At 71.7% G+C, this 17833-nt stretch carries 15 protein-coding genes; 6 read left to right on the top strand and 9 right to left on the bottom strand.

The window, feature by feature from the left end; genetic code table 11:
• Window positions 1-65: 65 nt before the first annotated feature.
• The 7 genes from FYC51_RS10890 to FYC51_RS10860 form a co-directional block, all read right to left on the bottom strand.
• On the bottom strand, window positions 66-956 hold the full coding sequence (locus FYC51_RS10890; RefSeq protein ID WP_148733549.1) for a MurR/RpiR family transcriptional regulator: 891 nt from the start codon (window positions 954-956) through the stop codon (window positions 66-68).
• Entirely contained in the window at window positions 946-1932 is a 987-nt protein-coding gene (murQ, locus tag FYC51_RS10885) for an N-acetylmuramic acid 6-phosphate etherase (protein WP_148733548.1), read from the bottom strand. The genes FYC51_RS10890 and murQ overlap by 11 nt, the downstream gene beginning before the upstream one ends.
• Window positions 1929-3176: an anhydro-N-acetylmuramic acid kinase gene (locus FYC51_RS10880; protein WP_148733547.1), complete on the bottom strand. Its 1248-nt coding sequence runs from the start codon at window positions 3174-3176 to the stop codon at window positions 1929-1931. Before FYC51_RS10880 ends, murQ begins: the two co-directional genes overlap by 4 nt.
• Window positions 3173-4738, bottom strand: coding sequence for a glycoside hydrolase family 3 protein (locus FYC51_RS10875; protein WP_148733546.1), 1566 nt, complete (start codon window positions 4736-4738; stop codon window positions 3173-3175). Before FYC51_RS10875 ends, FYC51_RS10880 begins: the two co-directional genes overlap by 4 nt.
• The gene (locus FYC51_RS10870; protein WP_238476370.1) at window positions 4735-5535 is read right to left on the bottom strand and encodes a carbohydrate ABC transporter permease; all 801 of its coding nucleotides are present in this window, start codon (window positions 5533-5535) and stop codon (window positions 4735-4737) included. Before FYC51_RS10870 ends, FYC51_RS10875 begins: the two co-directional genes overlap by 4 nt.
• Window positions 5536-5657: 122 nt before the next feature.
• Window positions 5658-6629: a carbohydrate ABC transporter permease gene (locus tag FYC51_RS10865; RefSeq protein ID WP_148733545.1), complete on the bottom strand. Its 972-nt coding sequence runs from the start codon at window positions 6627-6629 to the stop codon at window positions 5658-5660.
• A gap of 4 nt (window positions 6630-6633) precedes the next feature.
• Window positions 6634-7926: a sugar ABC transporter substrate-binding protein gene (locus FYC51_RS10860; RefSeq protein ID WP_148733544.1), complete on the bottom strand. Its 1293-nt coding sequence runs from the start codon at window positions 7924-7926 to the stop codon at window positions 6634-6636.
• Between the two features lie 173 nt (window positions 7927-8099).
• On the opposite strand from FYC51_RS10860, the gene FYC51_RS10855 reads away from it, so the two are divergent.
• From FYC51_RS10855 to FYC51_RS10845, 3 genes are all read left to right on the top strand, one after another.
• A complete protein-coding gene (locus FYC51_RS10855; RefSeq protein WP_222863236.1) occupies window positions 8100-9113 on the top strand; it encodes an N-acetylglucosamine kinase in 1014 nt (337 codons plus the stop codon).
• Between the two features lie 26 nt (window positions 9114-9139).
• Complete coding sequence (locus tag FYC51_RS10850) at window positions 9140-9598, top strand: NUDIX hydrolase (protein WP_148733543.1); 459 nt, start codon at window positions 9140-9142, stop codon at window positions 9596-9598.
• 146 nt (window positions 9599-9744) lie between these two features.
• Window positions 9745-10329 carry a dihydrofolate reductase family protein gene (locus tag FYC51_RS10845; protein WP_187432587.1) on the top strand — a complete coding sequence of 195 codons (585 nt, stop codon included), beginning with the start codon at window positions 9745-9747 and terminating at the stop codon, window positions 10327-10329.
• A gap of 30 nt (window positions 10330-10359) precedes the next feature.
• Here the strand turns inward: FYC51_RS10845 and FYC51_RS10840 are convergent, their stop codons facing one another.
• Complete coding sequence (locus FYC51_RS10840; protein ID WP_148733541.1) at window positions 10360-12063, bottom strand: acyl-CoA dehydrogenase family protein; 1704 nt, start codon at window positions 12061-12063, stop codon at window positions 10360-10362.
• A gap of 180 nt (window positions 12064-12243) precedes the next feature.
• Window positions 12244-12903, bottom strand: a complete 660-nt coding sequence (locus tag FYC51_RS10835) for a TetR/AcrR family transcriptional regulator (RefSeq protein WP_148733540.1) — start codon at window positions 12901-12903, stop codon at window positions 12244-12246.
• Between the two features lie 128 nt (window positions 12904-13031).
• On the opposite strand from FYC51_RS10835, the gene FYC51_RS10830 reads away from it, so the two are divergent.
• The 3 genes from FYC51_RS10830 (at window position 13032) to FYC51_RS10820 (ending at window position 17763) form a co-directional block, all read left to right on the top strand.
• On the top strand, window positions 13032-13718 hold the full coding sequence (locus tag FYC51_RS10830) for a DUF998 domain-containing protein (RefSeq protein WP_148733539.1): 687 nt from the start codon (window positions 13032-13034) through the stop codon (window positions 13716-13718).
• Between the two features lie 170 nt (window positions 13719-13888).
• Window positions 13889-15622, top strand: coding sequence for an ABC transporter ATP-binding protein (locus FYC51_RS10825; RefSeq protein ID WP_148733538.1), 1734 nt, complete (start codon window positions 13889-13891; stop codon window positions 15620-15622).
• Window positions 15623-15711: 89 nt separating this feature from the next.
• On the top strand, window positions 15712-17763 hold the full coding sequence (locus FYC51_RS10820; RefSeq protein ID WP_420797245.1) for an ABC transporter ATP-binding protein: 2052 nt from the start codon (window positions 15712-15714) through the stop codon (window positions 17761-17763).
• The last annotated feature ends 70 nt before the right edge of the window (window positions 17764-17833 follow it).

The raw sequence follows: 17833 nt of genomic DNA, 5'->3' as shown, positions 1-17833 counted from the left end.
CGGAAGCGTCCTGAGCGGAGGGTGATTGCCTGAATCGCGCGCGACGGGCGTATGGCGGGAGACCCCTACCCCTGCTCGCGCCGCTTCCGCGAGCTCACCTTGTGGCTCGCGGTCACCTCGTAGGTGCGGCGCAGCGGCGCCGCGACGTCTTCGTGCCGGCGCTGGGCGACGCGCACGAACACGAAATCCACGACGGCGAGCTGCGCGATGCGGCTCGACATGGCGCCCATGCGGTAGGTCGACTCGCGCGCCTGGGTCGTGAGCACCATGTCGGCGACCTCGGTGACGGGCGAGTCGGGCGAGTTCGTCAGCGCGACCGTGGTCGCACCCGCATCCCGGGCGACGCTCAGCGCGTGGATCGTCTCGGTCGTGAGGCCCGAGTGCGAGATGCCGATCGCGACGTCGCCCGGCTTGCGCAGCGCGGCCGAGACGAGCGCAAGGTGCACGTCGACCGAGCAGAACGCCGAGATGCCGATGCGCGCGAGCTTCTGCTGCAGGTCCTGTGCGGTGAGGCCGCTGGCGCCGAACCCGTAGAGATCGACGTGCGCGGCGCTGGCGATCGCGTCGACGACGCGGTCGAGCTCGGCGATGTCGAGCGCCTGCACGGTCTGCTCGATCGCGAGCACCTCGTGGAACGCGATCTTGGCGACCACGTCGGCGGCGGGGTCGTCGGGTCCGATGTCGGAGTCGGCGAGCCCGAACCGGTCGCGCTCGGCAGCCTCGCGGCTGATGGCGCTCGCGACCTCCATGCGGAACTCGCGATAGCCGCTGTAGCCGAGCGTCTGGCAGAACCGCGCGACGGTCGAGAGCGAGGTGCCGCACCGCTTCGCCAGGTCGGTGATCGTGAGGTCGACGACGATCGAGGGGTCGGCGATGATCGCCTCCGCGACGCGGGCCTCCGACGAGCTCAGGCGCGGCAGGGACTGCCGCACACTCTGGAGCACGTCAACGGACATCGGTCTCCTCTGGACGGATCACGGGCATCGGCACCGCGCGAACCTCAGTCAGAGCATCGCGCAACACCCCATCGTGCGTCGAGAGGCGCGCGAGTGCGTCATCGGGTGACACCCCAGTAATGGTCACGAGGATGGCCGCCTTCACCGAGCCGCCGACCGATTCGAGGGCCGCGGATGCCGCCGCCGCATCGACGCCCGTCGCGAGCATGACGATGCGCTCGGCACGGGCGCGCAGCTTCGCATTGGTCGCCTGCACGTCGACCATGAGGTTCCCGTGGACCTTGCCGAGGCGCACCATCGCGATCGTCGAGATGGCGTTGAGCACCAGCTTCTGCGCGGTGCCGCCCTTGAGGCGGGTCGACCCGGCGACGATCTCGGGTCCGACGACCGTCTCGATCGCGAGGTCGGCGACCTCGCCGATCCGGCTCCCGGCGTTGCACGAGAGCCCGACCGTGAGCGCGCCGAGCGCGCGGGCGTGCTCGAGCGCGCCGACGACGTAGGGCGTGCGCCCCGATGCCGAGATGCCGACGACCGCGTCGGCGGGGGTGAGCCCGATCGCCTCGAGGTCGGCGGCGCCGCGGGCGGCGTCGTCCTCGGCGTCCTCGACGGCGGAGCGCAACGCGATCTCGCCGCCCGCGATGACGCCGACGACGAGCGACGGGTCGGTGCCGAACGTCGGCGGGATCTCGCTCGCGTCGAGCACGCCCATGCGTCCGGCGGTGCCGGCGCCCAGGTAGACGAGCCGGCCGCCGGCGCGAAGCCGGGGCACGATCGCGTCGATCGCCGCGGCGACCTGCGGCGCGGCATCCGTCACCGCAGCGACCGCCTGCGCGCTCTCCGCCTGCATCGCGGCGAGCTGCGCCTCGGTCGCGAGCAGGTCGAACTCGCCGTGCGCGTCGTTCACGCCCTCGGTGGCGAGCTCGCCGAGGAGCTCGCGCAACGCGCGATGGTCCTCGGCCGGGACGGTGTGGTTCATCGCGGTGCTCCCCCGTGGTCGGTGCTGGTGATGGTGACGGATGCGACGCCGGCGAGCGGCGGCGGCAGGCGGAGCGGCATCCGACCGCTCGTGAACCGGCCGGCGACGCGCGGCTCCCCCGAACCGCCCGACGACAGCCGCGCCGGAACGCCGTGCCAACTGAGGTAGCCGAGCAGGGCGAACATGAGCGACTCCTTGAACGACGGGTCGATCCCGCGCACCTCGCTCGACTCGACGACGATGCCGCGCTCGGCGGCCAGCGCCGCGATGCGCCCGAGCAGCACGGGGTTGCGCGCCCCACCACCCGAGGCGATGAGCACGGCCGGGTCGCCGGGGATCGCGTCGACCACGGTGTGCGCGGTCAGCTCGGTGAGCGTCGCGACGAGGTCCTCGAGGGCGGGCGGATCCGCGGTCGCCGCGCCGCCCGATGCCACGACGGCGGATGCCGCGACGGCCGCGACGGCGCGGTCGACGACGCCGAGGTCGAACGTCTCGCGCCCCGTGGTCTTCGGCACGGGTGCCGCGAAGTACGGATGACGCTCCAGCTCGGCGAGGAGCGCCTCGTCGACGCGTCCGGATGCCGCCAGCCGGCCGTCCTCGTCGAAGGACCGCCCGCCGTCGGTCGCCCGTGCAACGACGGCGTCGATGAGCCCGTTGCCGGGTCCGCTATCGAACGCCACGACGTCGCCGTCGGGATGCACCACCTGCACGTTGGCGATGCCGCCGAGGTTCACGGTCGCGAGCGCGCGGCCCGTCGCGGCAGCCTCGGCGCCGAGCCAGGCCCGGTCGAAGACCGCCATGAGCGGAGCGCCCTCGCCGCCGGCGGCGATGTCGGCTGCTCGCAGGTCGGAGAGCACGGGCGCGCCGACGGCCTCGGCGATCCACGCGGGCTCGCCGAGCTGCATCGTTCCCCGGGCGCGGCCGTCGGCCACCCAGTGGAAGATCGTCTGGCCGTGCGAGACGACGAGGTCGGGCACGACGCCCGCGGCGCGGGAGCCGGCGGCCGCGGCATCCGCGAACGCCTGTCCCAGCCGGGTGTCCAGCTCGCAGAAGGCGCCGGCGGTCAGCGGTTCGCCGGTGGTCGCGGCCAGTGCGCGGTCACGGAGGTCGGGCGCCCAGTCGACCGTGTCGGCGTGGAGGAGGCGCATGGCCAGGTGCGAGTCCTCCTCGATCCGCGAGATCTCGACGACGGCGACGTCGATGCCGTCGGCGGAGGTGCCCGACTGCAGGGACAGCACGATCATGCGGTCGCCTCCAGGCGCGAGCCCGACGCGAGCAGCGCGCTCGCGGCTTCGGCGGCGAGTCGGCTCGCGGCCCGCGTGTGCACGGTCGCGAGCGGGAGACGCCCGCCGGGCATCCCCACGTTCACGACGACCGCGCTCGGGCGGATCGCGCCGAGCTGCTCGATCACGTCGCGCTGGGCGCTGTGCGCGCCGACCGCGTCGACGAGCACGACGAACGCGCCTCGCGCCTCGGCGGCCGCGGCGACGGCGCCGCGCAGGTCGTCGCCCGGCACGGCGCTCGTGTCGAGCCGCACGACGCGTCCGCCCGCGGCGAGCGCGCCGGCCACGTAATCGGCATCGCCGTCGACCGCGATGGTCGCGCGACCGCGCACGTCGAGCACGGTCCGGGGTCCAGGTGCCGGCGCGACGGGTCCGTCGACCGTCATGGCGAGCCGGGCGACGGATGCCGCGTCGACTCCCCAGTTCGCGGCATCCGTCGTTCCCGGCGCCTCGGCGCGCCCGCCGGTGAATCCCCCACCGGCGAGCGCGGCGCCGAGCTTCCGCACCCGATCCGCCGCGCGTTCGAGCGCGACGACGGGTAGGGTGCCGTCGTCGAGTGCGGCGAGGATCGCGGCCTGCACCTCGCGGAAGTCCTGTTCGTCCTGGTCGGGCGCCGCGGCGGAGCCCGGGTTGCGCGGGTTGCCGATGCAGAGCAGGTCGGCCCCGGCGAGGAGCGCCTGCACGGCTCCGGGCCCCGCGCCGACGGTCGCGCGCACCGCCGCCATGTCGAGCGCATCGGTCACGATGACGCCCTCGAAGCCCATGGTGCGCAGGCGCGAGAGCACGGACGGGTTGAGGGTCGCCGGGGCGTCGCCCCACTGGGGCACCACGAGGTGCCCGGTCATGACGGCGGCGACGCCGGCCTCGATCGCGGCGCGGAACGGCGGGAGGTGCATCCGCTCGATCTCGTCGACGTCGATCGTGAGCGTCGGCAGCGCGTGGTGCGAGTCGACGTGCGTGTCGCCGTGGCCCGGGAAGTGCTTCACGCAGGCGGCGGCCCCCGCCGACTGGATGCCGCGCACGGCCGCGGCGACGTGCCGCGACACGAGCTCGGGCGCCTCGCCGAACGCGCGCACGCCGATCACCGGGTTGCGCGGGTTGGTGTTCACGTCGGCGACGGGGGCGAGCACCACGTTCGCGCCGGCTGCGAGCGAGCGCTCCGCCAGCGCGCGGCCGGTCGCGGCGGTGGCATCCGTGTCGTCGACGAAGCCCAGCTGGGCGGCGCCCGGGAGCGTGGAGCCCGTCGCCGCCTCGAGGCGGGTGACGTTGCCGCCCTCCTCGTCGATGCCGATGAGGACGTCGTCGCGGAGGTCGCGGAATGCGGACGCGGGTCTCGATACGCGTCCGGCTTCGCCGGGCGCTACTCGACCACCGGGAAGGTTGTGCGAGAACAGCACCGCGCCCGCGAGGCCGCCGTCGGCGAGCTCGCGGCGCAGCCAGTCGGGCAGCTCGCGCCCGAGGTACCCGGGCCAGAGCACCGCGCCCACCAGCCGACGGAGCCCAGGGTCGTGCACGGCGCTCATCCCTTGACCGCACCTGCCACGAGTCCGGCCGACAGGCGTCGCTGCACGATGACGAAGAAGATCATGACGGGGATCGTGATGATCGTCGAGGCGGCCATGATGTAGCCCCACTCGTTCGTGTGCTCGCCGAAGAACTGCTTCAGGCCGATGGCCACGGTGTAGTTCTCGGATGCCCCGCCGAGCAGCGTCATGGCGAAGATGAACTCGTTCCACGCGGTGATGAAGGAGAACACCGAGGTCGCCACGAGCCCGGGCATCACGAGGGGGAGGAGCACGGAGCGGAACATCCGCCCCCAGCTCGCGCCGTCGATGTAGGCGGCCTCCTCGAGCTCGACCGGCACGGCCGCGACGAATCCGCGCAGCATCCAGATGCCGAACGCCAGCGAGAGCGCGACGTACACGACCATGAGACCGAGGAGCGTGTTGAGCATGCCGAGGTCGCGCACCTGCACGAACAGCGGGATGACGAGCGCCTCCAGCGGCACCATCTGCACGATGAGGATCATGAGCAGGATCGCGGTGCGCGACCGGAAGCGGAAGCGGGCGACCGCGACCGCGGCGAGCAGCGAGAGCACGGCGCTCGCGACCACGGTGACGAGCGCGACGATCGCCGAGTTGCGCAGGAACACGTCGAACCCGCCATCGGTGAGCACGTACGAGAAGTTGTCGAACGTGAACTCGCGCGGGAGGAGCGTCTGGCCTCCGGTGCCGGCCTTCGCGTCGAACGCGCTCGAGAGCATCCAGAACGCGGGGAAGAGCGTGAACGCGAGCAGCAGCACGACGAGCACGGCCTTCAGCGCGGCGGCGCGGGTCTTGCGGGCGGTGCGGCGGCTGCGCGCGATGCGGCGGGTCACGTCGGCGGGGCCGGCGACGGCAGCGGATGCCGCGGGCGCGGTCGTGGGGGCGGGCGTCACGGTGCTCACAGCTCCTCCTCCTTCAGCATGGTGCGCACGTACACGACGGTGATCGCGAGGAGCACGAGGGTGAGCAGCACCGCGATGGCGGAGCCGAAGCCGTAGCGGTTCTGCCCGAACGACTCGACGTACGACCACACGCCGAGGTTCAGCGCCTCGCGGTTCGAGCCCGAGCCACCGGGCATGAGGTAGACCTGCGCGAAGACCTTGAAGTCCCAGATGGTCGACAGGATGATGACGACCGCGAAGACCTGCTTGAGGTTCGGCACGATGATGCGCCAGAACCGGCGCCACGGGCCGGCGCCGTCCATCTCGGCGGCCTCGAGCATCTCCTTCGGCACGCCGAGGAGGCCGGCGAGGATCGTGATCGCGACGAACGGGAAGCCGTGGTGCACGACGTTGAGCAGCACGATGGCGTAGAAGGTGTACCGGTTCGTGAACCAGTTGACGGGCTCGTCCTGGAGCCCGAGGGCCTGGAGGGTCTCGTTGAAGATGCCGCGGTCGGCGTCGAAGATCCAGACCCAGACGTAGGTGCCGGTGACCGCGGGCATGGCCCAGGCGATCATGATGGCGCTGCCGACGATGGTGCGCCAGAAGGGTCCGAGCGAGGCCATGAGCACGGCGACGGCCGTGCCGAGGGCGACGGTGCCCGCGACGGCGAGCACCGCGAAGCCCACGGTGTTGGGGAGGACGACGGTCCAGAGGGTGGGGTCGGTGAAGACCTCGAGGTAGTTGTCGATGCCGATCCAGTTCGGCTCGCCCGAGACGATCTCGCGCAGGCCGTAGTCCTGCAGGGAGAAGAGGAACACGCGCACGAGCGGCCAGAGCAGCAGCACGGCCAGCACCGCGAGGGCGGGCGCGAGCAGCAGCCACGGCCGCAGCCGCGTGATCGGGTTCTTGCGTTGAACGGGGCCGCCGCCCGCGCGGGGGGACTCGGCCCCCCGCGCGGACGTCGGTACCTGGATCGTCGAGGTCACGGACTCAGTTGCCGTTCATGATCTCGTTCATCTCCGCTGCGGCGTCGGACGTGGCCTGCTCGACCGTCTTCTGCCCGGAGAGGATCGCCTGGATGGCGGTGTTCGTGGTCTTCTTCGCCTGCACGGCGCCGAACTTCGGCGTCACCGGCACGGTGCCGCCGCCGTCGACGAGCTGCGTGGCGAAGGGTGCGACCAGCGGGTCGTCCGACTCCATGGTCTCGGCGAGGAGCGACTGCTGGCCCGGGAAGTAGCCCGACTGCTCGCCCCACTGCTCGGCGAACTCACCGGTGGTCATGAGCTTGATGAACTCCCACGCGAGCTCGGGGTTCTTCGCGGTGTTGAACATGCTGAGGTGCGAGCCGCCCAAGACCGAAGGGGCGATGCCGCCGTCCTTGCCGGGGATCGGGGTGGCGGCGAACTTGCCCTCGAGCTCGGCGTTCTTCTCGACGATCGCGGCGGGCGTCCACGAGCCCATGAGCGCCATGGCGACGTTGCCCTGCGAGAAGTTGTCGAGGACGTCCGTCTCCTTCCACGTGGTCGCACCGGCCGACGAGAAGCCGTGCTTCAGCGCGAGGTCGGTGTAGAACTGGATGCCCTCCTGCGACTCGGCGCTGTCGAGCCCCGAGACCCACTCGTCGCCCTCCTGGACGGAGACCTCGCCGCCGGCGCCCCAGACCCACGGGTACACGCCGAACTCGGCGTCGCCGGGGACCGCGAACGCCATCATCTCGGGGTGGGCGGCCTTGATGGCCTCGCCCGCCGCGACGATCTCGTCCCAGCTGGTCGGCGCCTCGAGGCCGAGCTCCTCGAAGATGTCGGAGCGGTACACGAGCGAGCGCACGCCGGCGTACCAGGGCATGCCGTAGAGCTCGTCGTCGTAGGTGCCCGAGGTCACGAGGCCCTCGACGAGGTCGTCGCCCAGGCCCTCGTCGTCGACGTAGTCGCCGATGGGGGCGAGCGCGCCGGCGTCGGCGAACTCCGCGGTCCAGGTGGTGCCGGTCTCGGCGACGTCGGGGGTCGTGCCGCCGGCGATCGACGTCACGAACCGGTCGTGGGCGTCCGCCCACTGCACGAACTCGACGTTGAGCTCCGCGCCGGTCTCCTCGGTGAACGCCTCGCCCACCTCGTCGAAGAACGCGTCGGAGTCGGGGTTCGTGCCCTCCATGATCCAGACGTTGAGGGTCTCGCCCTCGGCGCTGACGTCACCGCCGTCTCCACTGTTCGACCCGCCCGCACACGCGGTGAGCCCGAACGCGGCCGTGGCGAGCACGGCGACGGGCAGCAAGCGCTTCTTCATGGATGCCTCCTTCATTGGAAATCTCGATGGCGCGACACGCGCCCGGAATGTGACACTGGGAAGTAGTATTCGTGAGCGATGCAATGTTTGCAAGTTATTTCCGAAATCGTGATCTTCCGGAAACCTGCGACCTCACGAGGGCGCGTCGGATGCCCCGGCCGTAGGCTCGGGCCGTGAAGAGTGTCGCATCGCGCGGCTGGGAGTCCGGCGAGTCCGGCGCCGCACGCTGGGTGCTCGGCATCGACGTCGGCGGCACGGGATCGCGCGCGGCGCTCGAGCCGCTCGCAGGGTCCGGCGCGGCGGGCGCACCCGTGGGCGCCGAGCGGCGCGTGCTCGAGGGCGGCCGGGTCGCCGTGGCATCCGGCGGATCGAGCACCGTCGACGTCGCCGTAGCCCTCATCGCCGACGTGCGAACCACGTGGCCCGATGCCGCGCTCACCGGCGTCGGCGTCGGCGCCACCGGCCTCGCCTCCCTCGTCGGCTCCCCCGACGATGCGGCCGCTCGGCTCGCACATGCCGCCGGCGCGCCCGTCGCGCTCGCGATCGACGCGGTCACCGCGCACCTCGGCGTCCTCGGCGGACGCGGCGGCGCGGTCGTCGCCGTGGGCACGGGCGCGATCGCGATCGGCACCGACCTGCGCGACCGCTGGAAGCGCGTCGGCGGCTGGGGCCACCTGTTCGACGACCGCGGCTCCGGCGCGTGGATCGGCATCGAGGCGCTCAAGGCGGCGATCCGCACGCACGACGGCGTGACGACGGATGCCGCGGCGCTCCTCGAGGCGGCCGTGGCGCGGTTCGGCGCGGCGCCGTCCTGGCCCGGGCAGCTGCTCACGCGGCCCGACCGTGCGGGCCTGCTCGCCGGGTTCGCGGCGGATGTCGCGGGGCTCGCGGCATCCGGGGACGCCGTGGCATCCGACATCATGCGGCGGGCCGGCACCGAGGTCGCGGCCACGCTCGCCGCCGCGCTCGACCCCGAAGTGCCACCGCTCGCGGCCGGGACGGGTGGGGTGTTCGCGGCGGGCGGCGCGTTTGCCGAGTCGTTCGCGGCCGAGTTCGGTCGGCTCGCCCCCGCCGCGACGCTCGTCGCGGCCGCTGGGACGCCGCTCGACGGGGCCGTGCGGCTCGCGCGGCTCGTCGCGGCGGGCGAGGCGCCGACGGGGCATCCGCCGTTCGTCTGGCGCGGCTGAGCGCGCGGCGGGGGTAGCGTGTCCGCATGGCGGAGACCAGCGCGGGCATCCTGCTCTACCGGCGGCAGCCGGGGCTCGAGGTGTTCCTCGGGCACATGGGCGGGCCGTTCTGGCGCGGCAAGGATGCGTCGGCCTGGTCGATCCCCAAGGGCACCTTCACCGACGAGACGCCGCTCGCCGCCGCGCTGCGCGAGTTCGCCGAGGAGGTGGGCCGGCCCGCGCCCGATGTCGAGTACCGGGAGCTCGGCGCGTTCCGCTACTCCTCGGGCAAGGTGGTGCACGTGTTCGCGGGCGAGTCCGACTTCGACCCCGACGACGTGCGCAGCAACCTGTTCGAGATCGAGTGGCCGCCCCGGTCAGGGCGGCGCCAGTCGTTCCCCGAGCTGGATGCCGCGGCCTGGTTCACCCCCGACGAGGCGCTCGACCGCCTCGTGAAGGGCCAGCGCCCGGCGCTCGCGGCGCTCGAGCGGCTGCTCGCGGGCTGATCCCGCTCGCCTCGCCCCCATCTTCTCGAGAGTGCTCGAACGGTCGCTTCCGGCGTCGGATACCGACCATTCGAGCACTCTCGCCATGCGCGGCACGCAGAGCCCGACACTGGCGGCGCGCGGCATCCGGGCGGAGGATGGGCCGCATGCGCAGGATCACCGTGACCGAGAACATCTCCCTCGACGGCGTCATGCAGGCGCCGGCGTCGCGTGAGGAGGACACCCGCGGCGAGTTCCCGTACGGGGGATGGGCCATCGCGGGGAGCGACGACGCGCTGGCGGCCGAGATGGCCGTCGGCATGGGCGCCGACGGCGCGATGCTGTTCGGGCACCGCACGTACCGCAGCATGGCGGCGTTCTGGCCGCACCAGGCCGACGGCAACCCGTACACCGAGTACCTGAACCGCGTCGAGAAGTTCGTGGTGTCGCGGAACGCGGCGACCCGGCTCGAGTGGGAGAACTCGACGCTCCTCGCCGGCGACGCGATCAAGACGGTGGCCACGCTGAAGCACGGCGATGGCCCCGACCTCTCGATCCTCGGCAGCGGCATGGTCGTGCGGTCGCTCGCGGCGGCGCACCTGATCGACGAGTACGTGCTCGTGATCCACCCCCTCGTGCTCGGCACCGGCACGAAGCTGTTCGGCTCCACGCACCAGCCGATGGAGCTCACGCACAGTACGACGACTCCGAAGGGCGTGACGGTCGCGCGGTACGTGCCGATCCGGAGCTGAGGCGAGGGAGCGCCCGCGCAGGCTCGCGACCTACGCCCGCGCGAGGATCGCGGCCGTGTCGAGGCCGGGCGGCAGCGCGCCGTACATGGTGCCGCCGTCGCCCTCGATCCGCGAGCGCACGAACGCGTCGGCGACGGCGGCCGGCGCGTGCTGCACGAGCAGCGACGCCTGCAGCACGAGCGCGAGCCGCTCGGTGAGCTCCCGGGCGCGCACGGCGCCGCTCGCGGGATCCCGCGACACCTCGAGCACGACCGCCTGCGCCTCGGCGACCTCGAGGTCGAGCGCGGCGTGCTCCCCCGTCGCGTCGGCGACCACGGCGAAGAACGCGTCGAACGCCTCGGGCTCGCGGGCCAGCACCCGCAGCACGTCGAGCGCGATGACGTTGCCCGAGCCCTCCCAGATGGCGAGCAGCGGCTGCTCGCGGTAGCGCCGGGCGAGCGGGAACGCCTCCGTGTAGCCGTTGCCGCCGAGGCACTCGAGGGCTTCATGCGCATGACCGGGGCCGCGCTTGCAGACCCAGTACTTCGACACGGCCGTGGCGAGGCGCCGGAACGCCTGCTCCGAAGCATCCGCATCATCGTCGTAGGCGCGCGCGAGCCGCATCGCCGTGACCGTCGCGGCCTCGGACTCGAGCGCGAGGTCGGCCACGACCGCCTGCATCGCGGGCTGGTCGACGAGGAGCTCGCCGAACGCGCGACGGTGTCGCACGTGCCACGAAGCCTCGGCGACCGCCTGGCGCATCCCCGCGGCCGTGCCGATGACGCAGTCGAGTCGCGTGCGGGTGACCATCTGCACGATCGTCGCGACGCCGCGGCCCTCGTCGCCGACGAGCCACGCCGCCGTGCCGTCGAGCTCGATCTCGCTCGACGCGTTCGACCGGTTTCCGAGCTTGTCCTTCAGGCGCTGGATGCGGAACACGTTGCGCGAGCCGTCGGGCAGCACGCGCGGCACGAAGAAGCAGCTGAGCCCGCCGGGCGCCTGCGCGAGCACGAGGAACGCGTCGCTCATCGGCGCGCTGCAGAACCACTTGTGGCCCGTCAGCCGGAACTCGCGGCCCCACGGCCCGTCGGATCCGGTCGGCTCGGCGCGCGTCGTGTTCGCACGCACGTCCGATCCGCCCTGCTTCTCGGTCATCGCCATGCCGACGAGCGCCGACCGCTTGGCGACCCCCGACCCGCCCAGCCCCGGCTCGTACTCCCGGCTCAGCAGCCGCGGCATCCAGTCGCGCGCGAGCCCGGATGCCGCGAGCTCGAGCGTCGGCACGGCGGCGTGCGTCATCGACACCGGGCACGCGTGCCCGGGCTCGACCTGCGCGAGCAGGAAGAACGCCGCCGCGCGCTCGACGTTCGCGCCCGGACCCGGCTCGGCCCACGCCGACGTGTGCGCGCCGGCGCCCACCGCCGCGGCCATGATGCGGTGGTACGCGTCGTCGTACTCGACCTCGTCGATGCGGTCGCCCCACCGGTCGTGCGTGTGCAGCACCGGCGGTTGGGTGTTCGCCCGCTCCGCGTCGCGCTGGAAGGCGGCCGAGCCGACGTGCCGTCCGAGGTCGTGCAGCACGGATGCCGCGTCGATGCCGTCGGCGTCGGGCGAATCGGGCGCGGGCGAGCCGCCGCCCGTCTGCGACCCCCCGCGCCCCCAGCGCGCGACGGCCTCGACGAGCGGCACGTTCGCCGCGAACTCGTCGACGCCCTCACGGGCCGGTGCCTGGTTCAGGACCTCGTGCGTGCTCATCGTCGACCTCCGCGGTCCATTCTGGTCTCACGGACCGCCCTCGCCACCCCTCCCGCTCGCGCCCCGGCGCGATTCAGGCGATCGGCGCGGATTCAGGCGCGGATGCCACGAACCGGCCTGAATCCGGGCTGAATGCCTGAATCCGGAACGACTCCGCGGGCGTCGGCCGCGACGCGCAGCTCAGGCCGCGTAGGCGCGGAGGAACGCGGCGGCGCCGCGGTCGGCGCGCTCGACCGCGCGGGTCGCCGTCGCGGCATCCGTGTCGCTCTCGAGGTCGAAGAGCGCCCGGTCGAGCGACGGCCCGATCGCGAGGAAGGCGAAGTGCTCTGCGGCGAGCTCGGGGTCGTCGATGCGCAGCAGCCCGCGCTCGCCGAAGCCGCGCAGCGCGCCGGCGACGGCCGTCATCACGCGTCCGGGCGCCCGCTCGTAGTACTCCGCGGCGAACTCGGGGAAGCGCGACGCCTCGCCGATGAGCAGCCGCCGCAGCGGCACCACGCGACCGCTGAGCACGGATGCCGCGAGCTCGCGCGCGAGCGCCGTGAGCGCCGCCTCGACGTCGTCGGCCCCGCCCGCGGTCTCGCCGAACGCGAGGGAGTAGCGCTCGGCCGTCGTGATCGCCTGGTCGAGGATCGCGCGGAAGAGCTGCTCCTTGTCGTCGAAGACGTTGTAGACGGTGCGCTTCGAGACGCCGGCCTCGGCGGCGATGTCGTCGACGCTCGTGCCGGGGTAGCCGCGCTGCAGGAAGACGCGAGTGGCGGCCTCCATGATGAGCGCGCGGGAGCGCGTGATGCGCGGGTCCTCGTAATCGGCCCGGCCGGTCGTCGACGTCGCGCTGTTCATCCCGGCTCCGAATCTCTTGCACTCATCCGTTTACTTTTGCATGACTCGGTGCAATACTACACCGAAGAGGGCAGAAAATGCCCACGACCCCTCGCACCACACGAACGAAGACGGACAAGGTGAGCACGATGTCGAACGCAGTCCCCGGAACCACGCCCCGCGCGACGTTCGATCGCGGCCGGGCCGTCACGAAGTCGCTCCTCGGCTGGGGCGTCGTGGCCGGACCCTTCTACCTCGTGGTCGGGCTCGCCCAGGCGCTCCTCGTTCCCGGCTTCGACCTGTCGCGGCACGCCCTGAGCCTGCTGCTGCTCGGACCGCTCGGCTGGATCCAGGCGCTGAACCTCGTGCTCAGCGGGCTCATGGTGCTCGCCGCGGCGCTGGGCTTCGCACGGCTGCTGCCGGGCGGCCGGGGGGTCGCGACCGGCATCCTGCTCGGCCTCTACGGCGTGAGCCTCTTCGGCGCGGCGCTGTTCCCGCCCGACCCGATGGGCGGCTTCCCGCCCGGGGGCACGGATGCCACGACGGCGTCGGTGAGCGGCCTGCTGCACCTCGTGGCGGGCGCGATCGGGTTCATGAGCCTGGCCGCGGCCGCCGTGGTCGCGGGCGGCTGGTTCCGTCGCGAGCGCCGGCGCGGCGTCGCGATCACGTCGTACGTCGCGGCCGCCGTCATCGTGCTCGGCTTCCTCGGCGGAGCGGCGCTCGCCATGGCGCCCGCCGGCGTGGGACTGCTCTGGCTCGCCGTCGTGGCCGGCTGGGCGTGGCTCGCGATCGCCTCGCTGACGGCCTATCGGATGGCGCCCAGCCCCGTCCTCTGAGGCCCGATCGCGCCCATGATTGCGCTCTCAGCGATATCGGCCGGACGGATGATGTCGGAGGGTCGGGGTTCGATGCAGACTAGCGGGTGCGATGCCGATCGGGGGTTCGGCGTCGCGCCCCCGCGGGTCCCTCACGCTCCCGCCATCCACCCCGCCCTTCCCGGAGAACCATGCTCGGCAAACTCTTGATCCGCTACCTCAGACCATACGGGTGGCTCCTGCTCGGCGTGCTGGTGTTCCAGTTCGTGTCGGCGCTCGCGTCGCTCTACCTGCCCAGCCTCAACGCCGACATCATCGACGAGGGGGTGAGCAAGGGCGACACCGAGTACATCTGGTCGACCGGCGCGTTCATGCTGGCGATCTCGCTCGCCCAGATCACGGCGGCCATCATCGCGACCTACTTCGCGGCGAAGGCGGCGATGAAGCTCGGCCGCGACATCCGCAACGACGTCTTCGACAAGGTGAGCGGGTTCTCCGAGCGCGAGGTGTCGCAGTTCGGCCCGGGCTCGCTCATCACCCGCAACACGAACGACGTGCAGCAGGTGCAGATGCTCGCCATGATGGGCGCGACCATGCTCGTGCAGGCGCCGCTGCTCGCCATCGGCGGCATCGTCATGGCCCTGCGCCAAGACGTCGGGCTGAGCTGGCTCATCTGGACATCGGTGCTCATCATCCTGGTCGTCGCGGCCGTCGTGATCACCCGCATGGTGCCGCTGTTCCGCTCGTACCAGAAGAAGCTCGACAACGTGAACCGCATCCTGCGCGAGCAGCTCACGGGCATCCGCGTCGTGCGCGCATTCGTGCGGGAGCGCATCGAGGAGCAGCGCTTCCGCGGGGCGAACACCGACATCATGGATGTCGGCCGCCGCGTCGGCACCCTGTTCATCACGCTCTTCCCGCTCTTCATGCTCGTGCTCAACGTCACCGTCGTCGCCGTGCTCTGGTTCGGCGCGATCGAGGTGGACGAGGGCGACGTGCTGATCGGCACGCTCTTCGCCTTCATGCAGTACGTCGGCATTATCCTCGGCGGCGTGCTCATGGCCGCCTTCATGACGATCATGATCCCGCGCGCCGCGGTCTCGGCCGAGCGCATCGGCGAGGTGCTCGACAACCAGTCGACGCTCGCACGTCCCGAGAACCCGGTCTCGGCCTTCCCCGAGGTCGGCACGATCGAGTTCCGCGACGTCGCGTTCCAGTACCCGGGCGCCGAGCACCCCGTGCTCGAGGGCATCTCGTTCCGCGCGAACCGCGGAGAGACCGTCGCCATCGTCGGCTCGACGGGCGCCGGCAAGACGACGCTCGTGTCGCTCATCCCCCGGCTCTTCGACGTGACCGGCGGCTCCGTGCTCGTGAACGGCGTCGACGTGCGCGAGGCCGACCTCGACCGGCTCTGGAAGACGATCGGACTCGTGCCGCAACGGCCGTTCCTGTTCGCCGGCACGATCGCCTCGAACCTGCGGTTCGGTCGTGAGGATGCCACGGATGCCGAGCTGTGGGAGGCCCTCGCCATCGCCCAGGGCAGCGACTTCGTCGCCGAGAAGGAGGGCGGCCTCGACGGACGCATCTCGCAGGGCGGCACGAACGTCTCCGGCGGCCAGCGCCAGCGCCTCGCCATCGCGCGGGCGATCGTGCACGAGCCCGACATCCTCGTCTTCGACGACTCGTTCTCGGCGCTCGACCTCACCACCGACGCGAGGCTGCGGCAGGCGTTGTGGCGCGAGCTGCCCAACGTGACCAAGATCGTGGTCGCCCAGCGCGTGTCGACCATCACCGACGCCGACCGCATCGTCGTGCTCGACGACGGCGGCATGGTGGGCATCGGAACCCACGAGGAGCTGCTCGAGACCTGCGAGACGTATCGCCAGATCGTCGAGTCGCAGCTGGCGGCGGGAGCACGGGCATGAGCGCGGACATGAAGAACGAGGGCCGCGGACGCGGCCGTGGCCGCCGCGGCGCACCCGTGGTCGAGCCCGAGCTGACCGAAGAGGAGCGGATGGAGGCCGAGCTCGCCGAGCAGGCCCGCCTCAACTCCGGCGACTGGGACAGCGTGAAGCCCGGCAAGGCGCAGGACTTCGGCAAGAGCTTCCGGCGGATGCTCGGCCTGCTCGCGCCGTGGAAGTGGTCGTTCGCGTTCGTCTCGCTGCTCGGCGCCATCGGCGTCGTGCTCACGGTCATCGCGCCGAAGGTGCTCGCCGAGGCGACGAACATCATCTTCGAGGGCTTCATCTCCCTGCAGCTGCCCTCGGGCGTGACGCAGGAGCAGGTCGTCGAGCAACTCCGCGCCACCGGGCAGGAGGACCTGGCGAACATCGTCGGCGCGGCGACGCTGACACCCGGCGAGGGCATCGACTTCGTACGCCTCAGCCAGGTCATCATCGTCGTGCTGATGCTCTACGTCGTGGCATCCGTGCTCTCGTGGATCCAGGGCTACGTCATCAACGTGATCATGGTGAAGGCCATGTTCCGACTCCGTGAGGACGTCGAGTCCAAGGTCAACCGCCTGCCGCTCAGCTACTTCGACCGGATGCAGCGGGGCGAGCTGATCTCGCGCGTCACGAACGACATCGACAACATCACGCAGACGATGCAGCAGTCGCTGTCGAGCGCGCTCACGAGCGTGCTCACGGTGCTCGGCGTGATCATCATGATGTTCTCGATCTCGTGGCAGCTCTCGCTCGTCGCCCTCGTCGCGCTGCCCCTCATGGGCGTGATCTTCGGCGTCATCGGCCCGAAGTCGCAGGCCGCGTTCGGCGTCCAGTGGAAGAAGGTCGGCCGCCTGAACGCACGCGTCGAGGAGTCCTTCTCGGGCCACGCCCTCGTCAAGGTCTTCGGCCGCGAGCAGGACTCGAGCCAGAAGTTCCGCGACGAGAACGAGGAGCTCTACGAGGCCTCCTTCAAGGCGCAGTTCCTCTCGGGCATCATCATGCCCGGCATGATGTTCGTCGGAAACCTGACCTACGTGGGCATCGCGGTGCTCGGCGGCCTCATGGTCGCGAGCGGGCAGCTCCGACTCGGCGACGTGCAGGCGTTCATCCAGTACTCGCAGCAGTTCACGCAGCCCCTGTCGCAGCTCGGCGGCATGGCCGCGGTCGTCCAGTCGGGCACCGCCTCGGCCGAGCGCGTCTTCGAGCTGCTCGACGCCGACGAGCAGGACCCCGACGCTTCCGACGCGCCGGCGCCGGTGGAGGGCGACGGCACGATCGAGTTCCAGAACGTCTCGTTCTCGTACACGCCCGACCGTCCGCTCATCAGCGACCTGTCGTTCCGCGTCGAGCCCGGGCAGACGGTCGCGATCGTCGGACCGACGGGCGCCGGCAAGACGACGCTCGTGAACCTCATCATGCGGTTCTACGAGCTCGACGGCGGCCGCATCCTGCTCGACGGGCAGGACATCGCCGAGCTCGCCCGGCACGACGTCCGCGCCCGCACCGGCATGGTGCTGCAGGACCCGTGGCTGTTCGCCGGCACGATCCGCGAGAACATCCGCTACGGCCGCGAGACCGCGACCGACGACGAGATCATCGCCGCCGCGAAGGCGACGTACGTCGATCGGTTCGTGCACTCGCTGCCCGACGGGTACGAGACCGTGCTCGACGAGGAGGCCTCGAACGTCTCGGCGGGCGAGAAGCAGCTCATCACGATCGCCCGCGCGTTCGTGTCGCAGCCCTCGGTGCTGATCCTCGACGAGGCGACGTCCTCGGTCGACACCCGCACCGAGCTGCTGCTGCAGCACGCCATGGCGGCGCTGCGACAGGGTCGCACCTCGTTCGTGATCGCCCACCGGCTCTCGACGATCCGCGACGCCGACCTCATCCTCGTGATGGAGCACGGCGACATCGTCGAGCAGGGCGACCACGAGCAGCTCATCGCGAAGCAGGGCGCGTACTGGCGCCTCTACAACTCGCAGTTCGAGCAGGCGGCGACCGACCTCGACGCGGAAGAGGCCGCCGAGCAGGCGAGCAAGGCTCCCGCGCAGACGACCCGCCCCCTCGAGGACATCATCGAGGAGAAGGTCGACGCGGTGGCCGCGGAGGGCGACCTCTAGGAGCGGAGCGGTTCACGGAGGGCCGGGGTGACACGTCCACCCCGGCCCTCCGGCGTCTCGACCAGAGCCT

This window comes from Agromyces mariniharenae, assembly GCF_008122505.1.
In the GTDB taxonomy this organism is placed as follows: Bacteria; Actinomycetota; Actinomycetes; order Actinomycetales; family Microbacteriaceae; genus Agromyces; species Agromyces mariniharenae.
Note: the sequence above shows the minus strand (reverse complement) of the source record. Positions and strands in the feature narration are given on the sequence as shown.